The 22,638-nt window shown below is 70.3% G+C and carries 16 protein-coding genes and 2 riboswitches; of the genes, 6 read left to right on the top strand and 10 right to left on the bottom strand.

The features are described 5' to 3' along the window. Window position 1: 1 nt before the first annotated feature. On the bottom strand, window positions 2-499 hold the full coding sequence (locus ABGB10_RS08610) for an N-acetyltransferase family protein (protein ID WP_347660322.1): 498 nt from the start codon (window positions 497-499) through the stop codon (window positions 2-4). After that, a complete protein-coding gene (gene eno, locus ABGB10_RS08615; RefSeq protein WP_347660323.1) occupies window positions 499-1,770 on the bottom strand; it encodes a phosphopyruvate hydratase in 1,272 nt (423 codons plus the stop codon). The genes ABGB10_RS08610 and eno overlap by 1 nt, the downstream gene beginning before the upstream one ends. A gap of 118 nt (window positions 1,771-1,888) precedes the next feature. On the opposite strand from eno, the gene ABGB10_RS08620 reads away from it, so the two are divergent. Further along, window positions 1,889-2,803, top strand: a complete 915-nt coding sequence (locus ABGB10_RS08620; protein ID WP_347660324.1) for a MerR family transcriptional regulator — start codon at window positions 1,889-1,891, stop codon at window positions 2,801-2,803. On the opposite strand, the gene ABGB10_RS08625 is transcribed toward ABGB10_RS08620, so the two are convergent. Continuing rightward, on the bottom strand, window positions 2,800-3,795 hold the full coding sequence (locus ABGB10_RS08625) for a ribonucleotide-diphosphate reductase subunit beta (RefSeq protein WP_347660480.1): 996 nt from the start codon (window positions 3,793-3,795) through the stop codon (window positions 2,800-2,802). The genes ABGB10_RS08620 and ABGB10_RS08625 overlap by 4 nt on opposite strands. 68 nt (window positions 3,796-3,863) lie before the next feature. After that, on the bottom strand, window positions 3,864-6,200 hold the full coding sequence (locus ABGB10_RS08630; RefSeq protein WP_347660481.1) for a ribonucleoside-diphosphate reductase subunit alpha: 2,337 nt from the start codon (window positions 6,198-6,200) through the stop codon (window positions 3,864-3,866). Between the two features lie 191 nt (window positions 6,201-6,391). Then, a riboswitch (cobalamin riboswitch) is annotated at window positions 6,392-6,609 on the bottom strand. A gap of 447 nt (window positions 6,610-7,056) precedes the next feature. On the opposite strand from ABGB10_RS08630, the gene ABGB10_RS08635 reads away from it, so the two are divergent. Both ABGB10_RS08635 and ABGB10_RS08640 read left to right on the top strand, forming a co-directional pair. Beyond that, window positions 7,057-8,454, top strand: a complete 1,398-nt coding sequence (locus ABGB10_RS08635) for an enolase C-terminal domain-like protein (protein WP_347660325.1) — start codon at window positions 7,057-7,059, stop codon at window positions 8,452-8,454. A gap of 7 nt (window positions 8,455-8,461) precedes the next feature. Then, on the top strand, window positions 8,462-9,184 hold the full coding sequence (locus ABGB10_RS08640; protein WP_347660326.1) for a FadR/GntR family transcriptional regulator: 723 nt from the start codon (window positions 8,462-8,464) through the stop codon (window positions 9,182-9,184). 10 nt (window positions 9,185-9,194) lie between these two features. Here the strand turns inward: ABGB10_RS08640 and ABGB10_RS08645 are convergent, their stop codons facing one another. From ABGB10_RS08645 to ABGB10_RS08665, 5 genes are all read right to left on the bottom strand, one after another. Next, window positions 9,195-10,193: an aldo/keto reductase gene (locus tag ABGB10_RS08645; protein ID WP_347660327.1), complete on the bottom strand. Its 999-nt coding sequence runs from the start codon at window positions 10,191-10,193 to the stop codon at window positions 9,195-9,197. A gap of 40 nt (window positions 10,194-10,233) precedes the next feature. Beyond that, window positions 10,234-11,046, bottom strand: a complete 813-nt coding sequence (locus ABGB10_RS08650; protein WP_347660328.1) for an ATP-binding cassette domain-containing protein — start codon at window positions 11,044-11,046, stop codon at window positions 10,234-10,236. After that, entirely contained in the window at window positions 11,046-12,098 is a 1,053-nt protein-coding gene (locus tag ABGB10_RS08655; protein WP_347660329.1) for an ABC transporter substrate-binding protein, read from the bottom strand. Before ABGB10_RS08655 ends, ABGB10_RS08650 begins: the two co-directional genes overlap by 1 nt. A 40-nt stretch (window positions 12,099-12,138) precedes the next feature. Continuing rightward, window positions 12,139-13,146, bottom strand: a complete 1,008-nt coding sequence (locus ABGB10_RS08660; RefSeq protein ID WP_347660330.1) for an ABC transporter permease — start codon at window positions 13,144-13,146, stop codon at window positions 12,139-12,141. Window positions 13,147-13,639: 493 nt separating this feature from the next. Then, a complete protein-coding gene (locus tag ABGB10_RS08665) occupies window positions 13,640-14,518 on the bottom strand; it encodes an amidohydrolase family protein (RefSeq protein ID WP_347660331.1) in 879 nt (292 codons plus the stop codon). A 324-nt stretch (window positions 14,519-14,842) separates the two neighbouring features. Beyond that, window positions 14,843-14,921: riboswitch (cobalamin riboswitch) on the top strand. A 58-nt stretch (window positions 14,922-14,979) separates the two neighbouring features. On the opposite strand from ABGB10_RS08665, the gene ABGB10_RS08670 reads away from it, so the two are divergent. Genes ABGB10_RS08670 through ABGB10_RS08680 form a run of 3 tightly spaced genes read left to right on the top strand, consistent with a single transcriptional unit; the run spans window position 14,980 to window position 16,549 of the window. Further along, a complete protein-coding gene (locus ABGB10_RS08670) occupies window positions 14,980-15,183 on the top strand; it encodes a CbtB domain-containing protein (RefSeq protein WP_179778661.1) in 204 nt (67 codons plus the stop codon). Beyond that, on the top strand, window positions 15,174-15,947 hold the full coding sequence (locus tag ABGB10_RS08675) for a CbtA family protein (protein WP_347660332.1): 774 nt from the start codon (window positions 15,174-15,176) through the stop codon (window positions 15,945-15,947). The genes ABGB10_RS08670 and ABGB10_RS08675 overlap by 10 nt, the downstream gene beginning before the upstream one ends. Beyond that, window positions 15,944-16,549 carry a histidine phosphatase family protein gene (locus ABGB10_RS08680; RefSeq protein WP_347660333.1) on the top strand — a complete coding sequence of 202 codons (606 nt, stop codon included), beginning with the start codon at window positions 15,944-15,946 and terminating at the stop codon, window positions 16,547-16,549. The genes ABGB10_RS08675 and ABGB10_RS08680 overlap by 4 nt, the downstream gene beginning before the upstream one ends. Before the next feature lie 271 nt (window positions 16,550-16,820). On the opposite strand, the gene ABGB10_RS08685 is transcribed toward ABGB10_RS08680, so the two are convergent. Then, window positions 16,821-22,436 (bottom strand): GH92 family glycosyl hydrolase, encoded by a 5,616-nt coding sequence (locus tag ABGB10_RS08685; RefSeq protein WP_347660334.1) that lies wholly within the window; start codon window positions 22,434-22,436, stop codon window positions 16,821-16,823. Window positions 22,437-22,638 lie beyond the last annotated feature (202 nt).

A 22,638-nucleotide genomic window follows, 5' to 3' on the forward strand; every position in this document is an offset into this window, starting at 1 on the left:
GTCAGGTGATGACGGAGCTGCGCCGTTCCAGCAGGACCACGTCACGCCAGCGTCCGTGGTGGCGACCGACCCGCTCACGTACGCCGACCACACGGAACCCGGCCCGTTGGTGAAGTGCCAGGCTGGCCGCGTTCTCCGGGAAGACCCCGGACTGGATAGTCCAGATGCCGGCCGCCTCGGTCGAGGTGACCAGCGCGTCCAGCAGCAGGCGGGCGACGCCACGACCCTGGGCGGCCGGGTCCACGTAGACGGAGTGTTCGACCACACCGGCGTACACCTCCCGGGTCGACGTCGGCGAGACCGCCACCCAGCCGAGGACCGCGCCGAGGCTGTCGACGGCCACGAACCGGTGCGCGGTCAGGCGCGCGGCGTCGAACGCAGCCCAGGTCGGCGCGGTGACCTCGAAGCTGGCGTTGCCGGCGTCGAGACCGGCCTGGTAGATGGCCAGGACCCGGTCGGCGTCGGCGTCGGACATCGGCCGGACGGTGACGTCGACCATCAGCGGGTTCCCCTCCCGGCGTAGACGGCGCGGTCGCCGAGCTCCTCCTCGATGCGGATGAGCTGGTTGTACTTGGCCGTACGGTCCGAACGCGACAGCGAGCCGGTCTTGATCTGGCCGCAGCCTACGCCCACGGCCAGGTCGGCGATGGTGGTGTCCTCGGTCTCGCCGGAGCGGTGGGACATCACCACCCGGTACCCCGCCTTGTGGGCGGCGTCCACCGTCGCGAGGGTTTCGGTGAGCGTGCCGATCTGGTTGACCTTGACCAGGATCGCGTTGGCGTAACCGCCCTCGATCCCGTCGCGCAGCCGGTCGACGTCGGTGCAGAAGACGTCGTCGCCGACCAACTGCACCCGCTCCCCCGCCAGTGCCGTCAGCCGCTGCCAGCCGGCGATGTCGTCCTCCGCCATCGGGTCCTCGATCGAACTGATCGGGTATCGGGCGGCCAGATCCACCAGGTGGTCGATGTGCTCCTCGACGGAGCGCTGACGTCCCTCGCCGACGTAGTCGTAGACACCGCCACTGTGGAACTCCGAGCTGGCCGGGTCGAGGCAGATCGTCACCTCGTTCCCGGGCTCGTAGCCGGCGTCCTCGATGGCGCGCAGCACGAAGCGCAGCGCCTCGTCGGCGGTCGAGAAGTTCGGCGCGAACCCGCCCTCGTCGCCGACGTTGGTGTGGTATCCGGCCGCGGCGAGAGATGCCTTCAGGGTGTGGAAGACCTCCGAGCCGACCCGGACCGCCTCGGCGAAGGTCCGCGCCCCGACCGGGGCGATCATGAACTCCTGGAAGTCCAGCGGGTTGTCGGCGTGCGCGCCGCCGTTGATGACGTTCATCATCGGCACCGGCAGCAGGCGGGCGCCGACGCCACCGACGTAGCGGTAGAGCGGCTGCCGGTGAGCCACCGCCGCCGCCTTCGCCGCCGCGAGGGACACCGCGAGGATCGCGTTGGCGCCCAGTCGGCCCTTGTCCTTCGACCCGTCGAGATCGATCATCGTTTCGTCGATCAACGCCTGGTCCTCGGCGTCGAGCCCGATCACCGCGTCGGCGATCTCGCCGTTGACGGCGGCGACCGCCGTCGTGACGCCCTTGCCGTGGAAACGCGCGGGGTCGCCGTCGCGCAGTTCGACCGCCTCGTTCGCCCCGGTCGACGCGCCGGACGGTACGGCCGCCCGGCCGACCGAGCCGTCGCGGAGTTCCACGTCGGCCTCCACGGTCGGGTTGCCCCGGCTGTCGAGGATCTGCCGAGCACGCACCCGGTTGATTGCCGTCATCACACACTCCCTGGTCACACTGCCTTTTCGCAGCCAGACTGGCAGGAAACGGCGGTCCCGGCACCGCGACGATGGACACGTTGACCCGTACCCCAGGGTGCGGGTTTAGGGTCGCGGGATGCGGGTGGGTGAGCTGGCACGACGGACCGGGACCACGGTCCGGGCACTGCGGTACTACGAATCGGCCGGGCTGGTCGTGCCCCGGCGGCTCGGCAACGGTTACCGCGAGTACGACGCGATCGCGGTGCGGCTGGTGGCGCAGATCCGCGAGCTGATGGCGCTCGGCCTCACCGTCGAGGAGACCCGGCCGTTCGTCGAGTCGATCGCCGGTGGCGCCGACGACACCGACGTGTGTGCGGCGGCGGTGGCGACGTACCGCAGCACCATCACCAACCTCCAGGAGCGGATCGGCAGGTTGACCGCCCAGCGGGACGCGCTGGACGCACGCCTCGACGCGGCCGCGACCCAGGTCGTACCCGGCGGTGGCACGGTCGAGGGCGACCCCGCCGCGCTGGTCGGCACCGGCCTGCCGTCGCTGTCCTTCTACGGCACCGACGGCCGCCCGGTCGACCTCGGCGCGCTCGGCGTCGGGCGCACAGTCATCTTCGTGTACCCACTGACCGGACGGCCGGGCGTCGACCTGCCCAACGGGCTGCTGGAGGTGCACGGCGCCCGGGGCAGCACCGAGCAGGCCGCCTGGTTCCGTGACCACCACGCGGAACTCCGCGCGGCCGGTGCCGCCCGGGTGTACGGCCTGTCCGCGCAGTCGACCGGGTACCAGCGGGAACTCGCGTACCGGCTGCGGCTGCCCTACCCGCTGATCCCCGACCCGAGGCTGACCCTGGCCACCGCGCTGCGCCTGCCGACCCGCACCGCGGGTGACATGACGCTCTACGAGCGGCTGACCCTGATCGTCGCCGACGGCGTGGTGGAACACGTCTTCCACCCGATTCCGGACCCGGCGTCGCACCCCCTGCACGTGATGCGATGGCTCACCAAGCGACGCCGGGCCCCCGGATCGGTTGCCGCCTAGAAGTCGTCGTCGAAGGCGACGGTGCCGCTCACCCCGACCTGGTACGCCGACACCCGGCGCTCGAAGAAGTTGGACAGTTCCTGCACGTCCTGCAACTCCATGAAGCCGAACGGGTTGCTCGACCCGTAGTGCGGGGCGATGCCGAGCTGGGCGAGACGACGGTCGGCGACGTGCTGGAGGTACTCCCGCATGTCGGCCAACGTCAGGCCGGGCACGCCGTGACCCAACAGGTCCTCGGCGAACTGCACCTCACACTCCACGGCCTCGGTGAGCATCTGCCGCACCTGGTCGGCGAGGTCGTCGTCGAACAGGGCCGGCTCCTCGTTGCGAACGGTGTCCACCACGTCGAACGCGAACGCCATGTGCATGGACTCGTCGCGGAACACCCAGTTGGTGCCTGAGGCGAGGCCGTGCAGCAGGCCACGGGAGCGCAGGAAGTAGACGTACGCGAACGCGCCGTAGAAGAACAGCCCCTCGATGCAGGCGGCGAAACAGATCAGGTTGAGCAGGAACCTCCGTCGGTCCTCGCGCGAGCGCAGCTCCCGCAGGTCGTTCAGGGAGTCGATCCAGCGGAAGCAGAACTCAGCCTTGCGGCGGATCGAGGGGATGTTCTCGATCGCGGCGAAGGCGGCGAACCGTTCGGTCTCGTCGGGCACGTACGTGTCGAGCAGGTTGAGATAGAACTGGACGTGCACGGCCTCCTCGAACAGCTGCCGGGACAGGTAGAGGCGACCCTCGGGGCTGTTGACGTGCTGGTAGAGGTTGAGCACCAGGTTGTTGGCGACGATCGTGTCGCCGGTGGCGAAGAACGCCACCAGGCGACTGACCAGATGCCGCTCGGCGGGTGACAGCTTGTCCAGGTCGGTGAGGTCGGCGTGCAGGTCGACCTCCTCGACGGTCCAGGTGTTGCGGATGGCGTCGCGGAACCGGTCGAAGAAGTGCGGGTAGCGCATCGGGCGGAGGGTGAGGTCCATCCCGGGGTCGAGCAGCATGTGCGTGGTCCTCGTGTCGGTGGTGCCGGTGTCGGTGGTGCCGGCGTCGGTCGTGGTGTCGGCGGGGGTCACTGGCAGGCCTCGCACGACTCGGGGTTCTCCAGCGAGCAGGCCAGCGCGTCCGCGTCGACAGCGCCGACGGTGATGGGCGCGACCGGTGCGACCGCGCTGACGGTGGCCTGCTGGATCCGGGTCGCGGGACGCGAGCGCAGGTAGTAGGTGGTCTTCAGCCCGGCCTTCCAGGCGTACAGGTACATCGAGGAGAGCTTGCCGATGGTCGGCGCGGCCAGGAACAGGTTCAGCGACTGGGACTGGTCGATGAACGGGGCACGGGCGGCGGCCAGGTCGATCAGCGCCCGCTGCGGCAGCTCCCACGCGGTGCGGAACAACTCCCGGACGCCGGCCGGCAGCTCGGCGATGTCCTGCACCGACCCCTCGGCCCGCTTGATCGCCGACCGGATCCGGTCGGTCCACAGGCCACGGGCCTTCAGCTCGCGGACCAGGGCGGTGTTGACCTGGAGGAACTCCCCGGACAGCGTCTCGCGCTTGAACAGGTTCGACACCTGCGGCTCGATGCACTCGTAGCACCCGGCGATCGAGGCGATGGTCGCGGTCGGGGCGACGGCCACCAGCAGCGAGTTACGCAGCCCGTGCGCCGCGACCCGTTCCCGCAGCGCGTCCCACCGGGCGGTCTGCGTACCCTCGACACCCCACAGGTCGGGCTGCAACTGGCCCCGCGCGGCCCGGGTCTGGGCGTACGTCGGGTGCGCGCCGAACTGTCGCGCCAGGTCGGTGGAGGTCTCCAGCGCGGTCAGGTACAACTCCTCGCTGACCCGGGTGGACAGCTCCCGGGCGGCCGGCGAGTCGAACGGCAGCCGCAGCGCGAAGAAGACGTCCTGCAGGCCCATCAGCCCGAGCCCGACCGGCCGCCAGCGGGGGTTGCTCGCCGCCGCCTGGGTGGTCGGGTAGTAGTTGATGTCGATGACCCGGTCGAGGAAGGTCACCGCGGTACGGACCGTGGCGCGCAGCCGCTCCCAGTCGATGCCACCGTCGACCAGGTGGGCGGCGAGGTTCACCGAACCGAGGTTGCACACGGCCGTCTCGGCGTCGCTGGACACCTCGACGATCTCGGTGCAGAGGTTGGACAGGTGCACCACGTTGCCCGGTTCGGCGGTCTGGTTGCACAGCCGGTTCGACGCGTCCTTGAAGGTCATCCACCCGTTGCCGGTCTGGGCCAGGGTCCGCATCATCTTCCCGTACAGCTCCCGCGCCGGGACCTGCCGCACGTAGCGGCCCTGCGCCTCGGCCTCGCGGTACGCGGCGTCGAACCGCTCCCCCCACAGGTCGGGCAGTTCGGGCACCTCGTGCGGGTCGAACAGCGACCACATCTCGTCGGCCTCGACCCGGCGCATGAACTCGTCCGGAACCCAGTTGGCCAGGTTCAGGTTGTGGGTGCGCCGGGCGTCCTCGCCGGTGTTGTCCCGCAGTTGCAGGAACTCCTCGATGTCCGGGTGCCACGGCTCCAGGTAGACGCACGCCGCGCCCTTGCGCCGGCCACCCTGGTTGACCGCGGCGACGCTCGCGTCCAGCGTGCGCAGCCACGGCACGATCCCGTTGGACTGCCCGTTGGTGCCGCGGATCAACGCGCCCCGGGACCGGACCCGGGAGTACGCGATGCCGATGCCGCCGGCGAACTTGGACAGGTTGGCGACCTGGGCGTACCGCGCGTAGATCGAGTCCAGCTCGTCGAGCGGAGAGTCGACCAGGTAGCAGGAGGACATCTGGGTGTGCCGGGTACCGGAGTTGAACAACGTCGGTGAGCTGGGCAGGTAGGCCAGGCTGGACATCAGCCGGTAGAAGCCGACCGCCTCGTCCGGCGTACGGGACAGGCCGCAGGACACCCGCAGCAGCCAGTACTGCGGGGTCTCCAGCACCAGCCGCCTGGTGGGGTGGCGCAGCAGGTACCTGTCGTACACCGTGCGTAGCCCGAAGTACTCGAACCGCCGGTCGCCGTCCGGGTCGACAGCGTCGTCGAGCATGTCGGCGTGTGCGGCGACGAGCGCGGCGGTGTCGTCTCCGATCAGGCCCTCGGCGTGGCCGACCCGGATCGCCGCGCTGAACGAGGCGATGCCCTGCCGACGCACCTCCTTGTCGACGTAGCCGGCCAACAGCCGGGCGGCGAGGCGCGAGTACTGCGGCTCCTCACCGATCATCTCGGCCGCCGTCTGGATGGACAGCCGGTCCAGTTCGGCAGTCGTCGCGCCGTCGTACAGGCCGCTGATGGTGCGGGTGGCGACGCGCATCGGGTCGACGTCGGTCAGGTCGTCGGCCCACCGCTCGACCGCCCGGACGATCTTGTTCACGTCCACGGGTTCGGTGGCGCCGTCGCGCTTGCGGACCTGCATCGGCGTCCGCCGCAGGGCGGCGTCGGCGCTGGCCGGGACTACCTCGGTGACTGTCACCACTCGCTCCTCGGAGTTCGAGACCTGGTGGTCCGGACGCGAGGAGACAGACACCGACGGACGCCACGCCAGCCCGGCGTGGGTCAGGTGGCGTCAGCCGTCCCACGCGGCCTCGGACCGCCGCCCACCCGGGTGCGGGTACGCGGCGCGCTGGCAGGTCTTCGGACTCGTGGGCACGACCGGGCTGGCCGGTCTCCTACTGGCCGTCGCTTCCCAGGCCGCTTGGTGGCCCAGTGCTGATGACGGCTGTCGTTCCCACTCACCGCTGCGGGACAGTCCCGGAATTCCACCGGGTTCCCTCTTGCCTCGACCGCGCCGGATGAGCGGCCGAACCAGCTGCGTTCGACACCATATATAGGGACGCGGCGGTTGTCACACCCCACATGTCGGTGTCGGCGTGTCGACGGCCGAGCGGTGACGACCGTCACCCGGCCGCGCCCCCTTCTCGCGACCTCGTCGTGCCACCGGCCGCCGGCACCGGCAGTCCGGGGCGGGCAGTCGCTGGCAGCGATCCACAAAGGTGTGATGTATAGAGTCCACAGAGGTAAGGAATGTTGCGCATAATTCGCCGTCGATCTGCCCACCCGAAGCGAACATCCAACCTTCAGAACCCCACCCGACCGCCGATGCCGGCCCTGACCGCTGCGCCTCTGACACCCCCGCCGCCAGCGGTTCATTCCTGACCCGAAACATTGGATGTCTGCGCCGACTAGGTGATCGACGTCGTTGACGCATCTGATTCAGCCTCCGTATACTCCAAATGATCATCTGATCTTTGGCCTAGCCGGGCGAGGAGCGCATGCCGCAGATCACTGCTGTCACCGTCGAGGACGTCCGCTTCCCCACCTCCCTGACCGCTGACGGGTCAGACGCCATGAACAAGGACGGCGACTACTCGGCGGCCTACGTCGTCCTGCACACCGACGGCACCGACAGCGTGGGCGCGCCGCTCGCGGGCCACGGCCTGACCTTCACCATCGGTCGGGGCAACGACATCGTCGCCGCCGCAGCGGTCCACCAGGCACAGAACCTCGTGGGTCTGGACGTGGCGACGATGGCCGCCGACATGGGGGCGGTCTACCGCCTGCTCACGTCCGACTCGCAACTGCGGTGGCTCGGGCCCGAGAAGGGCGTCGTCCACCTGTCGCTCGCGGCCGTGCTGAACGCCTCGTGGGACCTGGTCGCCCGGCTCGCCGACAAACCGCTGTGGCGCCTACTGGTGGACATGTCCCCCGAACAACTCGTCGACATCGCGGACCTGCGCTACCTCTCCGACGCCCTGACCCGGGACGAGGCACTGGCCATCCTGCGGGCCAAGGAGAGCACCAAGGCCGACCGCCTCGCCCAGCTCGACCGGACCGGCTACCCCGCCTACACCACCTCGGCCGGCTGGCTCGGCTACGGCGACGACAAGCTGCGCCGGTTGTGCCAGGAAGCGGTCGACAGCGGCTACGGCTACGTCAAGCTCAAGGTGGGCGCCAACCTCGACGACGACATCCGCCGGTGCGCGATCGCCCGGGAGATCCTCGGCCCGGACCGCAACCTGATGATCGACGCCAACCAGGTGTGGGACGTCGGTCAGGCCATCGAGTGGGTCACCGCCCTCGCCCGCTTCACGCCGCTGTGGATCGAGGAGCCGACCAGCCCGGACGACATCCTGGGCCACGCGGCCGTCCGCCGGGCCGTCGCCCCGATCGGCGTCGCCACCGGCGAGCACTGCCACAACCGGGTGATGTTCAAGCAGCTGTTCCAGGCCGGAGCCATCGACTTCTGCCAGCTGGACACCGGCCGGTTGGCCAGCATCAACGAGATCGTCGCCGTGCTGCTCCTCGCCGCGAAGTTCGACATCCCGGTCTGCCCGCACGCCGGCGGCGTCGGGCTGTGCGAGATGGTCCAACACGTGTCGGTGCTCGACTACGTCGCGGTCTCCGGAGATCTCACCAACCGGGTCACCGAGTTCGTCGACCACCTGCACGAGCACTTCACCGACCCGTGCGTCATCCGCGACACCGGCTCGGGCAGCGGTTACGTCCTGCCCGACCAGCCCGGCTACTCCACCCGGATGCGCCCCGAGTCGATCGCGCTCTACCGGTTTCCCGACGGCCACTACTGGGCGGCGGCAGACCCGACTACCGTGTCATCTCCGGAGGCGGCGTACGTGATCGCGGGTGGGAAGGCCACCCCCGCCGGCCGCTAGGGGAATCATGTCTCGCACTGACGAAGTGGTGAACGGCATCAAGCGGATGATCCTGGACGGGAAGTTCAAGCCCGGGGACCGACTGCCGATCGAGAAGGACCTCGCCGAGTCGCTCGGCGTCTCCCGCGGCTCGCTGCGCGAGGGGATGTCGGCCCTGTCCATCCTCGGCATCGTCAACATCCGCCAGGGTGACGGCACCTACGTCACCAACCTCGACGCGCCGCAACTGCTGGCGCCGATGGGCTTCGTGGTGGACTTCCAGGGTCAGGGCGACCCGCGGCACATCCACACCGTCCGGCGGCTGCTGGAGTGCGAGGCCGCCCGGCTGGCCGCGACCAGGATCACCGACGAGGCGCTCGCCCAGGCGGGGGAACTCCTCGACGAGGCGGCCCGGATGGTCGGCCAGACACCGCAGGACCACGAACGCATCCTCGAGATCGACATCGCCTTCCACCGGATCATCGCCGTGCACGCCGAGAATCCGGTGCTCGTCGGCCTGATCGAGGCCTTCGCCGGGCGCACCATCCGCGGGCGGCTCTGGCGGAGCCTGCACGAGGAGGGCGCGGACCGGCGCACCCATGACGAACACGTGGCGATCCTGAAGGCCCTGGTGGCCCGCGACCCGGAGCGGGCCCGCACCCGGATGGCGAACCACCTGATCGGTGTGGAGGAGTCCCTGCAGGGGTCACCCGACGACGCGGACGCGACCACCGAGACGACGCGATCCTGACCGTCGAGCCTCACGGCTGGACGTCGAGCAGCCCCGCCTCGTACAGCGCCACCCAGAGCTGGTCCGGGACGTCGGCGTCGAAGCGGCGCAGGGTCTCGGTCACCTGGACCGCGTTCCGCACGCCGACCACCGTCGAGACCACGGCCGGGTGCCGACGGACGAACGCCAGCGCCGCCTGGGGCAGCGTGACGCCGTACGTCTGGCAGACCCGGGCGATCCGGCGGGCCTGGCCGACCACCTCCAGCGGTGCCCGCTGGTAGTTGTAGGCGGCGTCGCTCGGCGGCAGGTCCCGGGCCAGCAGCCCGGAGTTGTAGACCCCGGCGATCACCACACCGACGCGGCGGGCCTGCGCGGCGGGCAGCAGGTCGGTCAACGCGCCCTGCTCCAGCAGCGTGTACCGGCCGGCGCACATCACCACGTCCACGTCGGTCTCGGCGACGAAACGGGCCAGCATCGCGGACTGGTTCATCCCCGCACCGATCGCGCCGACCACGCCCTGCTCGCGCAGCTCCACCAGCGCCGGCACCGCCTCGTACGCGGCCTGCTCCCAATGGTCGTCCGGGTCGTGCAGGTAGACCACGTCGATCCGGTCCAGGCCGGTGCGTCGAAGGCTCGCCTCCACCGAACGGTGTACGCCGTCGCGACTGAAGTCCCAGACCCGCCGGTGGTCAGCGGGCACGTCGAACCCCTGCGGGTCACGCAGGTGCGCGCTCTCCGGCGACGGCACGAGCAGCCGACCGACCTTGGTGGACACCACGTACTCGGCACGCGGGCGGGACCGGAGGGCGGCACCCAGACGTCGTTCGGACAGGCCGAGCCCGTAGTGCGGCGCGGTGTCGAAGTATCGGATGCCGCCTTCCCACGCGGTGTCCACGGCGGCGGCGAACTCCTCGTCCGACGTCGCCCGGTAGAGGTTGCCGCCCTGTGCGGCACCGAAGCCCAGTGGGCTGAGCCGCAGCGGTGGGCGGGCGGCGTCCACGGTGGTCCGTCGACCGAGTGGGCCTGTCATCGGCCACGCCAACCGTCGCCGTCGGCCAGGCTGTCCGCCGTCACCGCTCGTCCCGGTCCGCGCTGGTGCTCCCGGTCATCGCCGCGACGAGGTCGTCGGTGCTGACCTCGTCGGCGCGAAGTTGGGCCGCGCGGCGACCGAGGCGCAGCACCTCGACCCGGTCGGCGATGTCGAGCACCTGCGGCATGTTGTGGCTCACCAGCACCACCGACATGCCGGCGTCGCGGGCGCGTCGGACGACGTCGAGGACCCGCCCGGTCTGGACCACCCCGAGCGCGGCGGTGGGTTCGTCGAGGATGACCACGTTGGTCGCCCAGATGATGGCACGGGCCACCGCGACGCACTGCCGTTGCCCACCTGACAACATGGCGATCGGGGTGGTGACCCGCGGGATCCGCACACCGAGTTCGTCGAGGGCCGCGGCGGCGCCCTGCCGCATGGCGCGTTTGTCCAGCAGCCCCAGCCGACCGAGCGGTCCGGAGCGCAGGATCTCCCTCCCGAGATACAGGTTGGCGGCCACGCTGAGGTCGTCGGCGACGGCGAGATCCTGGTAGACGGTCTCCACCCCCGCGCGCCGGGCGTCGACCGGGGTCGAGAACTGCACCGGCCGACCACTCACCCGGATCTCGCCCTCGTCCGGCGGATGCACACCGGAGAGCGTCTTGATCAGCGTACTCTTCCCGGCGCCGTTGTCGCCGATCAGCGCGACGACCTCACCTCGGTGGACCGTGAAGTCGGCTCCACGCAACGCCTCGACGTGCCCGAAGCGCTTGACGATGCCGCGGGCCTCCAGGACCGGTGGGTCCCCGGCGGGCGGCAGTGCGTCGGCGGTGGCCGTCGGAGTCGCGCCCATCACTGCACCGGGGGGTTGGCGCAGCTGGGCTCGAGCACCGCCTTGATCTCCGCCGAGTCGATGTTCTCCTTGGTGACGAACGTGACGCCGGTGTCGGCCGAGGCGAGTGGCGCCTTGTCCCGGAGGTGCTTGACCATCTTGTCGACGCCGAAGTAGCCCATCTTGAACGGGTTCTGCACGACCAGCGCCGAAATCTGACCGCTGCGCAGCCCGGCCACCTCGTCCGGGGCGGCGTCCCAACCGATGATGACCACCTTGCCCGACTTGCCCGCCGCCTGGATGGCCTGTGCGGCGCCGAGCACACTCGGCTCGTTGGCCGCGAAGATGCCCTTGAGGTTGGGGTTGGCGGTGAGGATGTTCTCGGTGACCCGCCGCGCCTCGTTGACGTCACTGCGGCTGGGCTGCTGGCCGACCAGCTTCAGGTTGGGGAACTGGGCCAGGCCGGCCTTGAATCCGTCGACCCGCTCGGTGTTTGTCTGTGATCCGGGCTGGAACTCGACCAGGGCGACGTCGTGGTTGCCGGGGCCCAGCTCGGTGGCGAGCAGCTTCGCCGCCTCGGTCGCCGAGGCGCGGTTGTCGGTGGCGAAGAGCGGCACGCCGGACGGCTGCGGGCTGGTGCCGGAGTCGATCATCGCGACCGGGATCTTGGCGGCGAGCGCCTTGTCGGTGGCGGGCGCCAGCGCGCTGGAGTCGGTCGCCGCGTAGACGATGCCGTCGACCTTCTTGGTGACGAAGTTCTGGATCAGGTTGACCTGGCCCTCGACGTCGGTCTCGGCGGTCACCCCGTCCCACTGGACGGTGACGTCCCCCGCGCGCTGCGCGGCACACTCCGCACCCGCCTTCACCGTGTTCCAGTAGTCGGCTCCGACGGCCTTCGGTACGACGGCGAGCTTCAACGGACCGCTCGTGTCCTTGGTCGCGCCGTCTCCGCCGTCCCGGACCTCGACTCCGCCGCACGCGCTGAGCAGAGCGGTGGCGGCGACCGCGGCCAGGATGGCCTGTGCGCGCAGGAGGGGCTTGCGCCCCGGTCGGCTGGTGGTGGTGTGTGCCATGGTGTGTGTCCTTCCTCGTTCGGACTCGTGGAATGGCATGTCAACCCCGCGATTCCAGCCGCCGGCGGCGGTACTGGTCGAAGTAGACGGCGGCCCAGATGATCAGGCCGACGATCACCTGCTGGTAGTGGATGCTGATGTCGAGCAGGACGGCCCCGTTGCGCACCAGGGCGATGAGGAAGGCGCCGATGATCGTCCCGACGATCCGACCCTGGCCCCCGAACAGGCTGGCTCCGCCGATGACCGCGGCGGCGATGACGTCGAGCTCCAGCGAGATGCCGTAGTTCGGCTGGCCGGAGTTGACGCGGGAGGCGGCGATCATGCCACCGAGCCCGACCAGCACGCCCGCCAGCACGTACACCCCGGTCAGGTGACGTCCCACCCGGATGCCGGAGCGGCGCGCGGCCTCCAGGTTGGAGCCCATCGCGTAGGTGTACTGACCGAAGCGGGTCTGGGAGAGCAGGAAGGCGACCCCGACGGCGACGAGGACGGTGATCACGACGGCGAACGGAATGCCGATGATCTCCCCGTTGCCCAGCAGCTGGAACGACCGGGGTAGGCCGTAGACGCCGACCGCGCCGGTGATGATGAAGACGAGACCGCGGCCCACGGACATCGTTCCCAGGGTCGCGATGAACGGCGGAATCCGGGCCGCCGTCACCAGCAGCCCGTTCAACAGCCCGGCCAGCGCGCCGACGCCGATCGCGACCGCCGTCGCGGCCCAGAGGGAGAAGCCGAGGTCGCGGACGACCATCGCGCCCAGCACGCCGGCGAGCGCGGCCACCGACCCCACGGACAGGTCGATGCCCTTCGTGATGATGACCATCGTCTGCGCCGTGGCGATGATGGCGATCACCGCCGTCTGTGCCCCGATGTTGAAGAGGTTGTCCGCCGTCAGGAAGTAGGGACTCGCGAAGGTCAACGCGACGAACAGGACGACCAACGCGGTGGCGGCGGTGAACTCGGAGACGGCGTGGGAGATCCGCTCCCGGAACCAGTCAGCGAGTTCGCCGCGCTGCGTGCCGGCGGATGCCTCGACGGTACTCATCGTCGGACCTGACCTCCCCAAGCGTGGGGCCAGCACTCGACGGAGAACCCGCCGTCGTGCCGAGCACCTATGAGCGACCGAGCCTCCCCGGAGAGGAGAGGGTCTGGCCTGAACCTGCCTCACCGTGACGATAGATCAGATGTTTCCCTTGATCAGCCGTTACCATGCCATGCGCGAATGCGCGTTGCCAAGGTCTTACAACTATGTTTTGTCATCGTTACCAGAGCCGCCTGGCACATAGGTCTGATCACAACGGCACGACTGCGGGCCGACCGGCACGGGCCCGACCGCCGACGTGCGGCCGGCAGACGATTGACCAGCGACGGTCCATACAGGATCGCGAAGTCCGGCCCCAACGCCCATGCGCGCCTCGCACCTTCCGGTGGACCAACCCGAGCATGTTATCGATAACATCCTATGCCCGGGGACGGTCACGGGCACGGCCGTGTCGCCGAGACCTACCGACCGCTCAGCCCACGCGCCAACTGCCGGATCACGACGGCGCCACTCGGTACTCCCGGCAGGCGGTCCGTCGCCAGATCGCCGCACGCTCGTCGTCGGCCAGCGGGTCCAGCAGGTCGCCGAGGACCCGCACCCAGCGGGTGTACGAGGTGGCGAGCAGACACACCGGCCAGTCCGAGCCGAACATCAGCCGGCCCGGCCCGAACACGTCGAGCGCGTGCTCGACGGCCGGCCTCAGGTCCGCCGCTGTCCAGGGGCCACCGCTCACCTCGGTCACCAGGCCGGAGAGCTTCGCCGTCGTGTTGGGCTCGGCGGCGAGCGCCCGTAGGTCCCGGGGCCAGTCGCCCAGACCGCCGCTCCCGAGCGACGGCTTACCGAGGTGGTCCAGGACGAACCGCACCTGGGGCAGATCGCGAACGAGCCGGGTGGCCGCCGGCAACTGATGATGGCGTACGAGCAGGTCGAAGGCGAGGCCGGCAGCACCGACCGCGGCGATCCCCCGTCTGACGTCGGAACGGTCGAGATACGCCGGGTCGGGCTCGGACTGGACGGGATGACGGATCCCGACGAGCCGCTCGCCACCTCGTGCCGCCCGGAGTCGGTCCAGTCGCTCGGCGACATCGCCGGCGGTGAGGTCGACCCAACCGACGACCCCGGCGATGAGGGGGTCGTCGGCCGCGATCCCCAGCAGCTCGGGCGTCTCCGACCGGGCGGCGACGGACTGCACGACGACGGTCTGGGTGACTCCGGCGGCCCGGGTCGCCGGGCCGAGATCGACCGGGGTGAAGTCGTCGTCGATCGCGGCCATGGTGTGCGGGTCGATCCAGGGCTGCGGGTGCCGGGCCCGAACCCAGAGGTGATGGTGCGCGTCGACGATCCCTGGCTGCCGTGCGGCGTCACCGGGCGTCATCGAACCCGTCCCGGGCGCGCTCACGTCCACCCCACACCCCGCTCAGCGAATGGTCGAACGTCCGGTCGTTCCAGTGCCACGGACCCGATCTGGCAGTTTGACCATGTTAGCGGTAACAGGCGGATCGCAGGCCGCAGAACGCGCGCACCAGCGGGAACTCGGCAGGCACGCTCCCAGCCGGCCACGAACACCTTTGCGGTGTCGGATCCGCCGATACCGACGCCAGCCCCTGCGCGTCGGCCGGTGGCGCGTCCATGTTCGGGGCCGGGTTGACCGCCTGAGGCGGCACCGATACCGTCGACCCACTATCTGCGGCGACGCGAGGGAAGCCGGTGTGATTCCGGCGCGGTCGCGCCACTGTGAGCGGTTCCCCCACCTGACGAGGGGCCGCGAGCCAGGACGCTCGGTCGTCCGCAGCCTTGCGATGGGGACGCGTCATCCCCGGGGAGGTCCGTGATCACATGTCCAGTTCCACGTCCAGCCAGCCGTTGGTCAACCCCGCTGGCACCACGCGTCTGCTGTGGACGGTGTTGGCGACCGTCGTCGCGCTCACCCTGCTGGCCTACCTCGTCGCCTTCGACCAGGGCGCGGTGTCGCGCAGCGGCATGTACCTGCACGAGCTGATGCACGACGGCCGGCACCTGCTGGGTGTTCCGTGCCACTGAACGCCACCACCGCTCCCCCGTTCGTCACCGTCCTCGTCCGCGGGCTGCTCGCCGGCCTGATCGCCGGGCTGCTCGCCGGGACGTTCGCCTATGTCGCCGGCGAACCGCACGTCGAGGCGGCCATCGCGATCGAGGAGGCGGCGTCGGCGCACGCCGAGCCCGCCGCGGGCGCGCACGACCACGAGGATGCCCTGGTCGGCCGAGATGGCCAGCGTGGCGGCCTGTTCCTGGCCACCGGCCTGTTCGGTGCCGCGATGGGTGGTCTGCTGGCCACGGCGTACGTCCTGCTGTCGCGCCGACGGCGCACCTACGACGACGGACGGTCGGGCCTGCTGCTGGCCGGCGCGGCGCTGCTCGGCGCGGTGATCGTGCCGTTCCTCAAGTACCCGGCGAACCCGCCGGCGGTCGGCGACCCGGCCACCATCAACCAACGCACCGTCACCTACCTGCTGATGGTGGTGCTCGGTCTGGTCGCCGTCTGGGCGGGCTCGCTGGGCTACCGGTCGGTCGGCGCCCAGGCGCCGCTGTGGCAGCGCGTCGCCGTGGCCGTCGGCGGATTCCTGCTGGTCACCGTGGTGTCCTACGTGGTGCTTCCCTCGTTCCAGGAGGTCCCCGCCGACTTCCCGGCGACATTGCTGTGGGACTTCCGGCTGGCCTCCCTCGGCACCCAGGTGGTGCTCTGGACCGGGATCGGCCTGCTGTTCGGGGCCCTGATGCACCACGACCGGCGTCGCCGGACCGCCGCGGCACTTCCGAGCACGTGACCGCCACCAGCCTCCGGCTGGTCGCCCACGCGCACACCACCGCCCTGCGTCGGGCCAGCTTCGGCGGATCCGACGACGGCCTGGACGAGGGCGGCCTGCGGGCCGCCCTCGCGCTGGCCCAGGCTCGACCGGACCGACGTGGGCACCTCGGCGTCGACGGCGCGTGCGTGTCCAGTCCGGCGGCGGCGGCCACCCAGACCGCCGACGCACTCGGCCTGCTGCCCACCATCGATGAGGCGTTGGCGGACTGTGACCACGGCGACTGGACCGGGCGGTCGATCGAGGAGATCGCCGTCGAGCAGCCGCAGGCGCTGCACGAATGGCTGTCCGAACCGGAGTCCGCACCGCACGGCGGTGAATCCGTCGCCGCTCTGCGGGACCGCGTCGGTCGCTGGTTGGACGGGCATCGAGGCGCTGACCGGCGAATCACCGCGGTCGCCCACCCGCTGGTGATCCGGGTTGCGGTCGTGCACGCCCTGAACCTGCCGCTGGCGACGTACCGGCAGGTGGAGGTGGAGCCGTTGGCGATCGTCCGGCTCACCGGCCGTGGGTCGCGGTGGCACCTCCGACTCAGCGCGGCCCGCGCCCACCCCCCTGCCTGATCCACTCGCGTTCGTGGAAGTCGGGGCATCCATGTGGTCTCGATACCCCGAAGTCATCAGATCCGAGTCGATCGTCGTCCGAAAGTCGGCCGCTGCGGGATCAGCCCGCGCGAGTGTGGACCAGTGCGGCGGCGGCCAGGGCGGCGTCACGCCCGTACGCGAGAAGCGCGTATTCCGCCATGGTGGCCGACGATATACCGCACTGCGGCGGTCAGTCCGCCCCGCGTTGGGCGGGCCGTGAACACGGCCCGCCCAACCCGTCTACTCCGTTCTAGCCGGTGACCGTGAACGGTCGGGACACCTTCGTCGCCGACGTCGCACCGGTCAGCGTGACGCTTGTCGCGCCCGCCTTCGCCGATCCCGGAACGCTCACCGTCGCGCCCGAGATGACACCGTCACCGTTCGCGCGCACGGTGCTGACCGCGACACCGTTCCCGAAGGTGATCGCGACCACCTCGTTCGGCACGAAGCCGGAACCGTCGACCGTGATCGCCGTTCCACGCGGCCCCGAGGCCGTCAACAGCGCCACCCTCGGCTGGTAGGTCCGTGCCTGCGCCTGCTCGGTCACCTGGACGGTGGCCGTGGCCGGCGTACGGGAGGACGCGCCGGTCGCGGTGACCGCGTACCGGCCGGGCTGCGCGTCGTCGGACGTCGGGACCGAAACTCGGACCGTTCCCTTCGCGGAGGCCTCGACCTTCGTGGTCCGGGCCGGGTCGGTGCCGACGCTGACGGTCACCTGCTCGCCTGCGGCGAACCCGCTGCCGTCGACGGTGATCGCACCGCCGGTGGTGACGCTGCCCGCCGCGGAGAGCGCGATCGCCGGCTGCGATCCGCCCCTCGCCACGGTCACGGTGAACGCCTCGGTGCTGCTGGACAGCGTGTCCCACGCGGTGACGCGCACCGTGTAGGTGCCCTCCCGGGAGTAGGTGTGCTGCCCGCTCATCGCACCGGACCCGTCGATGGTGACGTCGTCCGGAGCAGTGCCGTCACCCCACTGGACACGGGCGCGGTAACCAGTCGTACCGGGAACGCCACCGGTCACCGAACCGAGGCTCGCCGCCAGGGCCTGTCCGGCGTTCGCCGTCTGGTCCTTCGGTGCGTCGGTGGTCAGCGCGGGGGCCGGCGTGCCGTCGTCGGCGACGGCGAACACGTGGATCCGGCCCGCCGAGCGGGGGTCGCCGGTCTGCGTCGGCAGGGTCACCGACACCAGCGTCTTGCCCGCCGGGATCTGGTACGGCGCGGTGGCGAACAGGAACGGCTGGGCGCCGTCCCGGCTGGTGCCGTGCAGCCGGTACGCCGTCTTGGCGACGATGACGTTGCCGTAGGACGGGGTGCCGTTGGCGTTGCCGCCCAGCGTCCAGTCGCTCATCTGGATCGGGATGCTGGCCGTGCTGCCGTCACTGAACGTCGCCGTGCCGGTGGTGCTCTGGTTGCCCTGCGTACCGGCGCCGATGAACGAGATGCTGCGGGCATCGGCCGGCAGGTCCAGCACGACGGTCGCGCCGTTGCCGGTGGCGTTGTCCGGCTGCCCGGGCGGGATCACCGGCAGCGTGAACTGCAGTGCCGTTCCGGGAACCTGCTGCCGCTGGCCCTGGACCGCGCCGCCCGCCGTCAGGGCGGCCCGCGAGTACGCCCACGACTTGGCGTCGCAGTCCGCGGCGAGGACCCCTTCGTCACCGACACAGACGGTGTCGAAGGCGGCGGTGAGGCCGGACGTCGGGGCGTACGCCACCTCGACGCCGACCGTCGCGGAGCTCTGGCTCTCGCCGTCGGTCACCGTGACGTTCGCCTGGTGGTAGCCCGGCGTGGCGTAGGTGTGCGACCCGCCGACGCGGTAGACGGCCCGTGAGCTCAGCGTCAGGGTGCCCTCGGTGACCGGCGTGCCGTCACCCCAGTCGATCGTGGCCCGGTAGCCGTCGGCGGTGCCGCCGGTGACGGACGCCAGCGGCACCGAGACGGGTACGCCGGAGGTTGCGTGCACGCTGCCCTCGGCGGTCACCGTGATGTCGCCACCGCCGATGGCCACGTCGCCACCGGCGAGCAGCTCGATCTCGGCGAGGTTGGTCTGCGCGGCGCCGACGGTCTTCGTGACGGCGAGTCGGAACTGCGCGAACCGACCTGGCTTGTCGATCGTGTACGGGCGGGTCTGGTTGCGCCATCGGAACGCCTGGTCCCTGCGGGAGTCCAGGGTGCTCCAGGTGATGCCGTCGTTGGAGCCCTGCAGGCGCCAGTCCGCCGGGTCGCCCGCACTCGCACCGGACGTCACGGTGTAGTACGTCGGCTTCTGCTTGCCACCGCGGTTGGTCCAGGTGATCTGCGGGGTCGCCGAGGTGAAGGTCAGCTGCGTGGTCGACGAGTCGTCGAACAGCTTCGCCGCGTCCTGACCGCCGGTCGCGGTCGCGGTGCCGAGACCGGGGCCGGTGGTGTCCTGCAACGGCTTCGGCGCGTCGTCGCCCTTGGTCAGCGACGGGGGCGCGTCCTTCTTGCCGCCGCCCCAGGACGACGGGTTGGGGCCCATCTGGAAGTCGATGGTGCCGCCCTTGGCGAGCGTGGTCACGTCCAGGGACAGACCGTGCTGCTTCTTGCCGTTGACCTTGACGTCCTGCACGTAGATGTTGCGCGTGCTGTTGGCCGGCGCGTTGACGACGATGTCGCCGTTGGGGCGACGCACGGTCATCCTGGTGAACTGCGGCGATCCGATGGTCCACTCGGACGAGCCGGCCTGCAGCGGGTAGATGCCCAGCGAGCTGAGGATGTACCACGACGACATCTCGCCGTTGTCCTCGTCACCCAGGTAGCCCTGGCCGATCTCGCTGCCGACGTAGAGGCGTCGCAGGATCTCCCGTACCGCCGCCTGCGTCTTGGCCGGGGCGCCGGCGAAGTTGTACATGTACGGGATGTGGTGCGACGGCTGGTTGCTCATGCCGAGCTGACCCATCCGTACCGCGCGCGCCTCGACCATCTCGTGGATGATGCCGCCGTACCCACCGGGCCGGTCGGCGTTCTCCGGGGTGGAGAAGAACGTGTCGAGCTTGTCCCGCAACGCCTTCTGCCCGCCGTAGAGGTTGGCGAGGCCCTGGCCGTCCTGCTGGGCGGTGAAGGCGAAGTTCCACCCGTTGGTCTCGGTGTAGACGCCGCCCCAGTCAAGCGGGTCGCCGGCGAGGAAGTTACCGGCGGCGTCGCGGCCCTGGAAGAGCTTCGTCTTCGGGTCGAAGAGGTGGACGTAGTTGCGGGCACGCTCCAGGAAGTAGCGCGACTCCTCCTTGAGCCGGGCGCGCTCCGACTTCGGCGTGGCCGGGTCCTTGGCGAGGGCCGCGCCCATGTTGCCGATGCCGTAGTCGTTGATGAAGCCCTCCAGCGCCCACGACACCGACTCGTGCGTGGAGGTGGGCGTGTAGCCGAGGAACAGGGAGGTCTCGATGCCCTTGCGGCCGACCGCGCTGCGCCCGGACGCGACGGTCGCGTCCTTCACCGCCGCGTCGTACGCCGCGAGCGGGTCGGGCAGCTCGACCCCGGTGAGGTACGCCTGGGCCAGGGCCACGTTGGAGCTGGTGCCGGTCATCAGGTCGGCGTAGCCGGGAGACGACCAGCGGGCGATCCAGCCGCCGTCACGGTAGTGCTGGACGAACCCGTCGGAGATCCGGGCGGCGACGTCCGGGTACAGCAGCGAGTAGGCGGGCCACACGGTGCGGTAGGTGTCCCAGAAGCCGTTGTTGACGTAGATCTGCCCATCGACGATCTTCGCGCCGGTCTGGGTGGGGGTCGACGCGCCGGTGGGCGCGGAGACGGGGCTCGCGTACTGCCAGCGCGGCGCGGCGGCCGTGCCGGTGTTCTCCGACTGCGAGTTCGGGTAGAGGTTCAGCCGGTACAGGTTGGAGTACAAGGAGACGAGCTGCGATTCGGTGGCGCCCCGCACCTCGACCCGGCCGAGCCGGTCCTTCCACACCGCCGTCGCGGCGGTGTGGACCTGGTCGAAGCTCTTGCCGGTGACCTCCAGATCGAGGTTGCGGCGGGCCTGGTCGACGGAGAGGAACGACGTCGCGAGGCGCATCGTCACCTCCCGGGTGGTGGAGACGTCGAAGGTGGCCGAGGTCGCGGCGGAGGCCGTCGGGGCGCGGTCGAAGGAACCCGCCACGAACATGCGGCTACGACCTGCGGAGAAGCCGCTTCCGTTGTCGACCCAGCCGGTGAAGGCACCGTCCGTGCCGATGGTGAACGTGCCGTTGTAGAAGACGAGGCTTCCGGTCGCCTGCCCGGTCGGGAAGGTGAACCGCATGATCCCGGCGTGATCGGTCGGCGACATCTCCGCGACGAGGCCGTTCTGCAGCGTGACCCGGTAGAGGTCCGGCCGTGCGATCTCGTCGTCGTGGCTGAAGGCGAGCGCCCGGCTGGCCGGCTGACCGGTCAGCGGGCCGCCGCCGACGACCGGCATCACCGACATCTGGTTGCGGTCACCCATCCACGGGCTCGGCTCGTGGGAGATCGCGAGGCCCTGCAACATGGGCAGGTTGGCCTCGTTGTTGATCCGGTGGTACTCGTACTCCCACGAGTCGGAGGTCGCGTCGGTCACCGGGGTGAAGAAGTTGAACCCGTTCGGCACGGCGGTGATCGGCAGGTTGTTGCCGCGCGAGAAACCGCTGGTGGAGTTGGTGCCGCGTCGGGTGTCGACGTAGTTGGTCAGCTTCGTGCCGTCGATCGACGCCGGTTCGGCCGTCAGCTCGACGTCGTCGAGCCACCCCTGGAACTGGGTGTCCCCGGTGGCCTGCGGGTTGTCGTACGCGAGCAGGATGCGGTCGATCGTCTTGCCGCGGGCGACCGTGCCGAGGTCGGCCTGCACCAGGTTCCACTGGTCGGCGAAGAGCACCTTCGACGCGCCCTGCCCGGCGGCGGTGAGCGGGTAGCCGTGCTGGTCGACCGGTGAGCGTCCACTCAGGTAACTGCCGTCGGTGAAGTGCAGGTCGACGGCGGCGTAGGTGGACGGGTACCGGGTGTTCCCGGTGGTGAACTCGGGGAAGATCTTGTACGACAGTCGGGTCTTCGGCCCCACCGGGACGTTGACGTCGAACAGCTTGTTGGTGGCGTACGAGCGGCCGTTGCCCTCGGCGCCGCCGGAGTAGCGCAGCGCGGCGAGTCCGGTGAAGCCGACGTCCGGCTTCGTGGTGTAGCCGCCGTTCGGCCCGGCGGTGGCCTCGCTGACCATCGGGGTGGCCGGCGGACGGACGTCCGAGCCGTCGCTGACGTTCCAGTCGGCCAGTTGCAGCAGGGAGTCACCGGAGTTCGCGGTGACGTTCAGCCGGTAGTAGGCGTAGGCGTTCGTGTTGGTGAAGCTGTACCGGTTGGTGGCGAACCGGCCGCCGAACGTCTCGCCGGCGCGCTTGTCCAGGTCGGTCCACGTGCTGCCGTCGGCGGACCCCTGCACGACGAAGTCCCTGGGGTCGCGGGTCGGCGCGTCGTTGGCCGCGGTCAGCGAGTAGCGCGTGACGGTCACCGGCTTCGCGAACCGGTAGGTCACCCAGCCGGTCGTCTGGAACACGAGCCACTTGGTCGACGAGTCGTCGTCGGCGAGGTTCGCGGCGATCTCTCGCGGTTGGTACTCGTCGCTCGCGGTCACCGCGCTGACCTGCCCGAGCAGGCTGCCGGGCAGCGTGGTGACCTTGCCGCTCAGGTTCGCCTGGACCGGCTTGCCGTTCGCGCCGACCTCCACGGTGCTGGTGGCGGGCTGCGGGTCGGCGGTCTCGAACGAGGAACTGAAGTTGCCGGGTGTCGCCGAGGCGGGGGCGGCGTTGGCCAGGGGTGCGGCCACCAGCAGTCCCAGCGGCAGCAGGACGGCTGTCGTGGCGGCGACCAGGCGGGGGGACAGGGAACGTGCGGGGGGGCTATGTGACATGGGGGACGGTGCCTTTCGACTCGAACCGGGTCGAGTACGTCGAAGGTCGGGGCAGTGTGGAGCGTGCGGTGGTGCTGGTCAGGCCCTGACATCGTTGTCATACCGGTTGGCGACCAACGACAGTCGGAGCGGTGAACTGTTCGCTGATAGTTCCGGGCGTACCACGGCCCTGTCAACGGGTTGCCCGGAGCGACGCGTACCG

The sequence above is a fragment of the Micromonospora sp. B9E7 genome (assembly GCF_039871815.1).
GTDB lineage: Bacteria > Actinomycetota > Actinomycetes > Mycobacteriales > Micromonosporaceae > Micromonospora.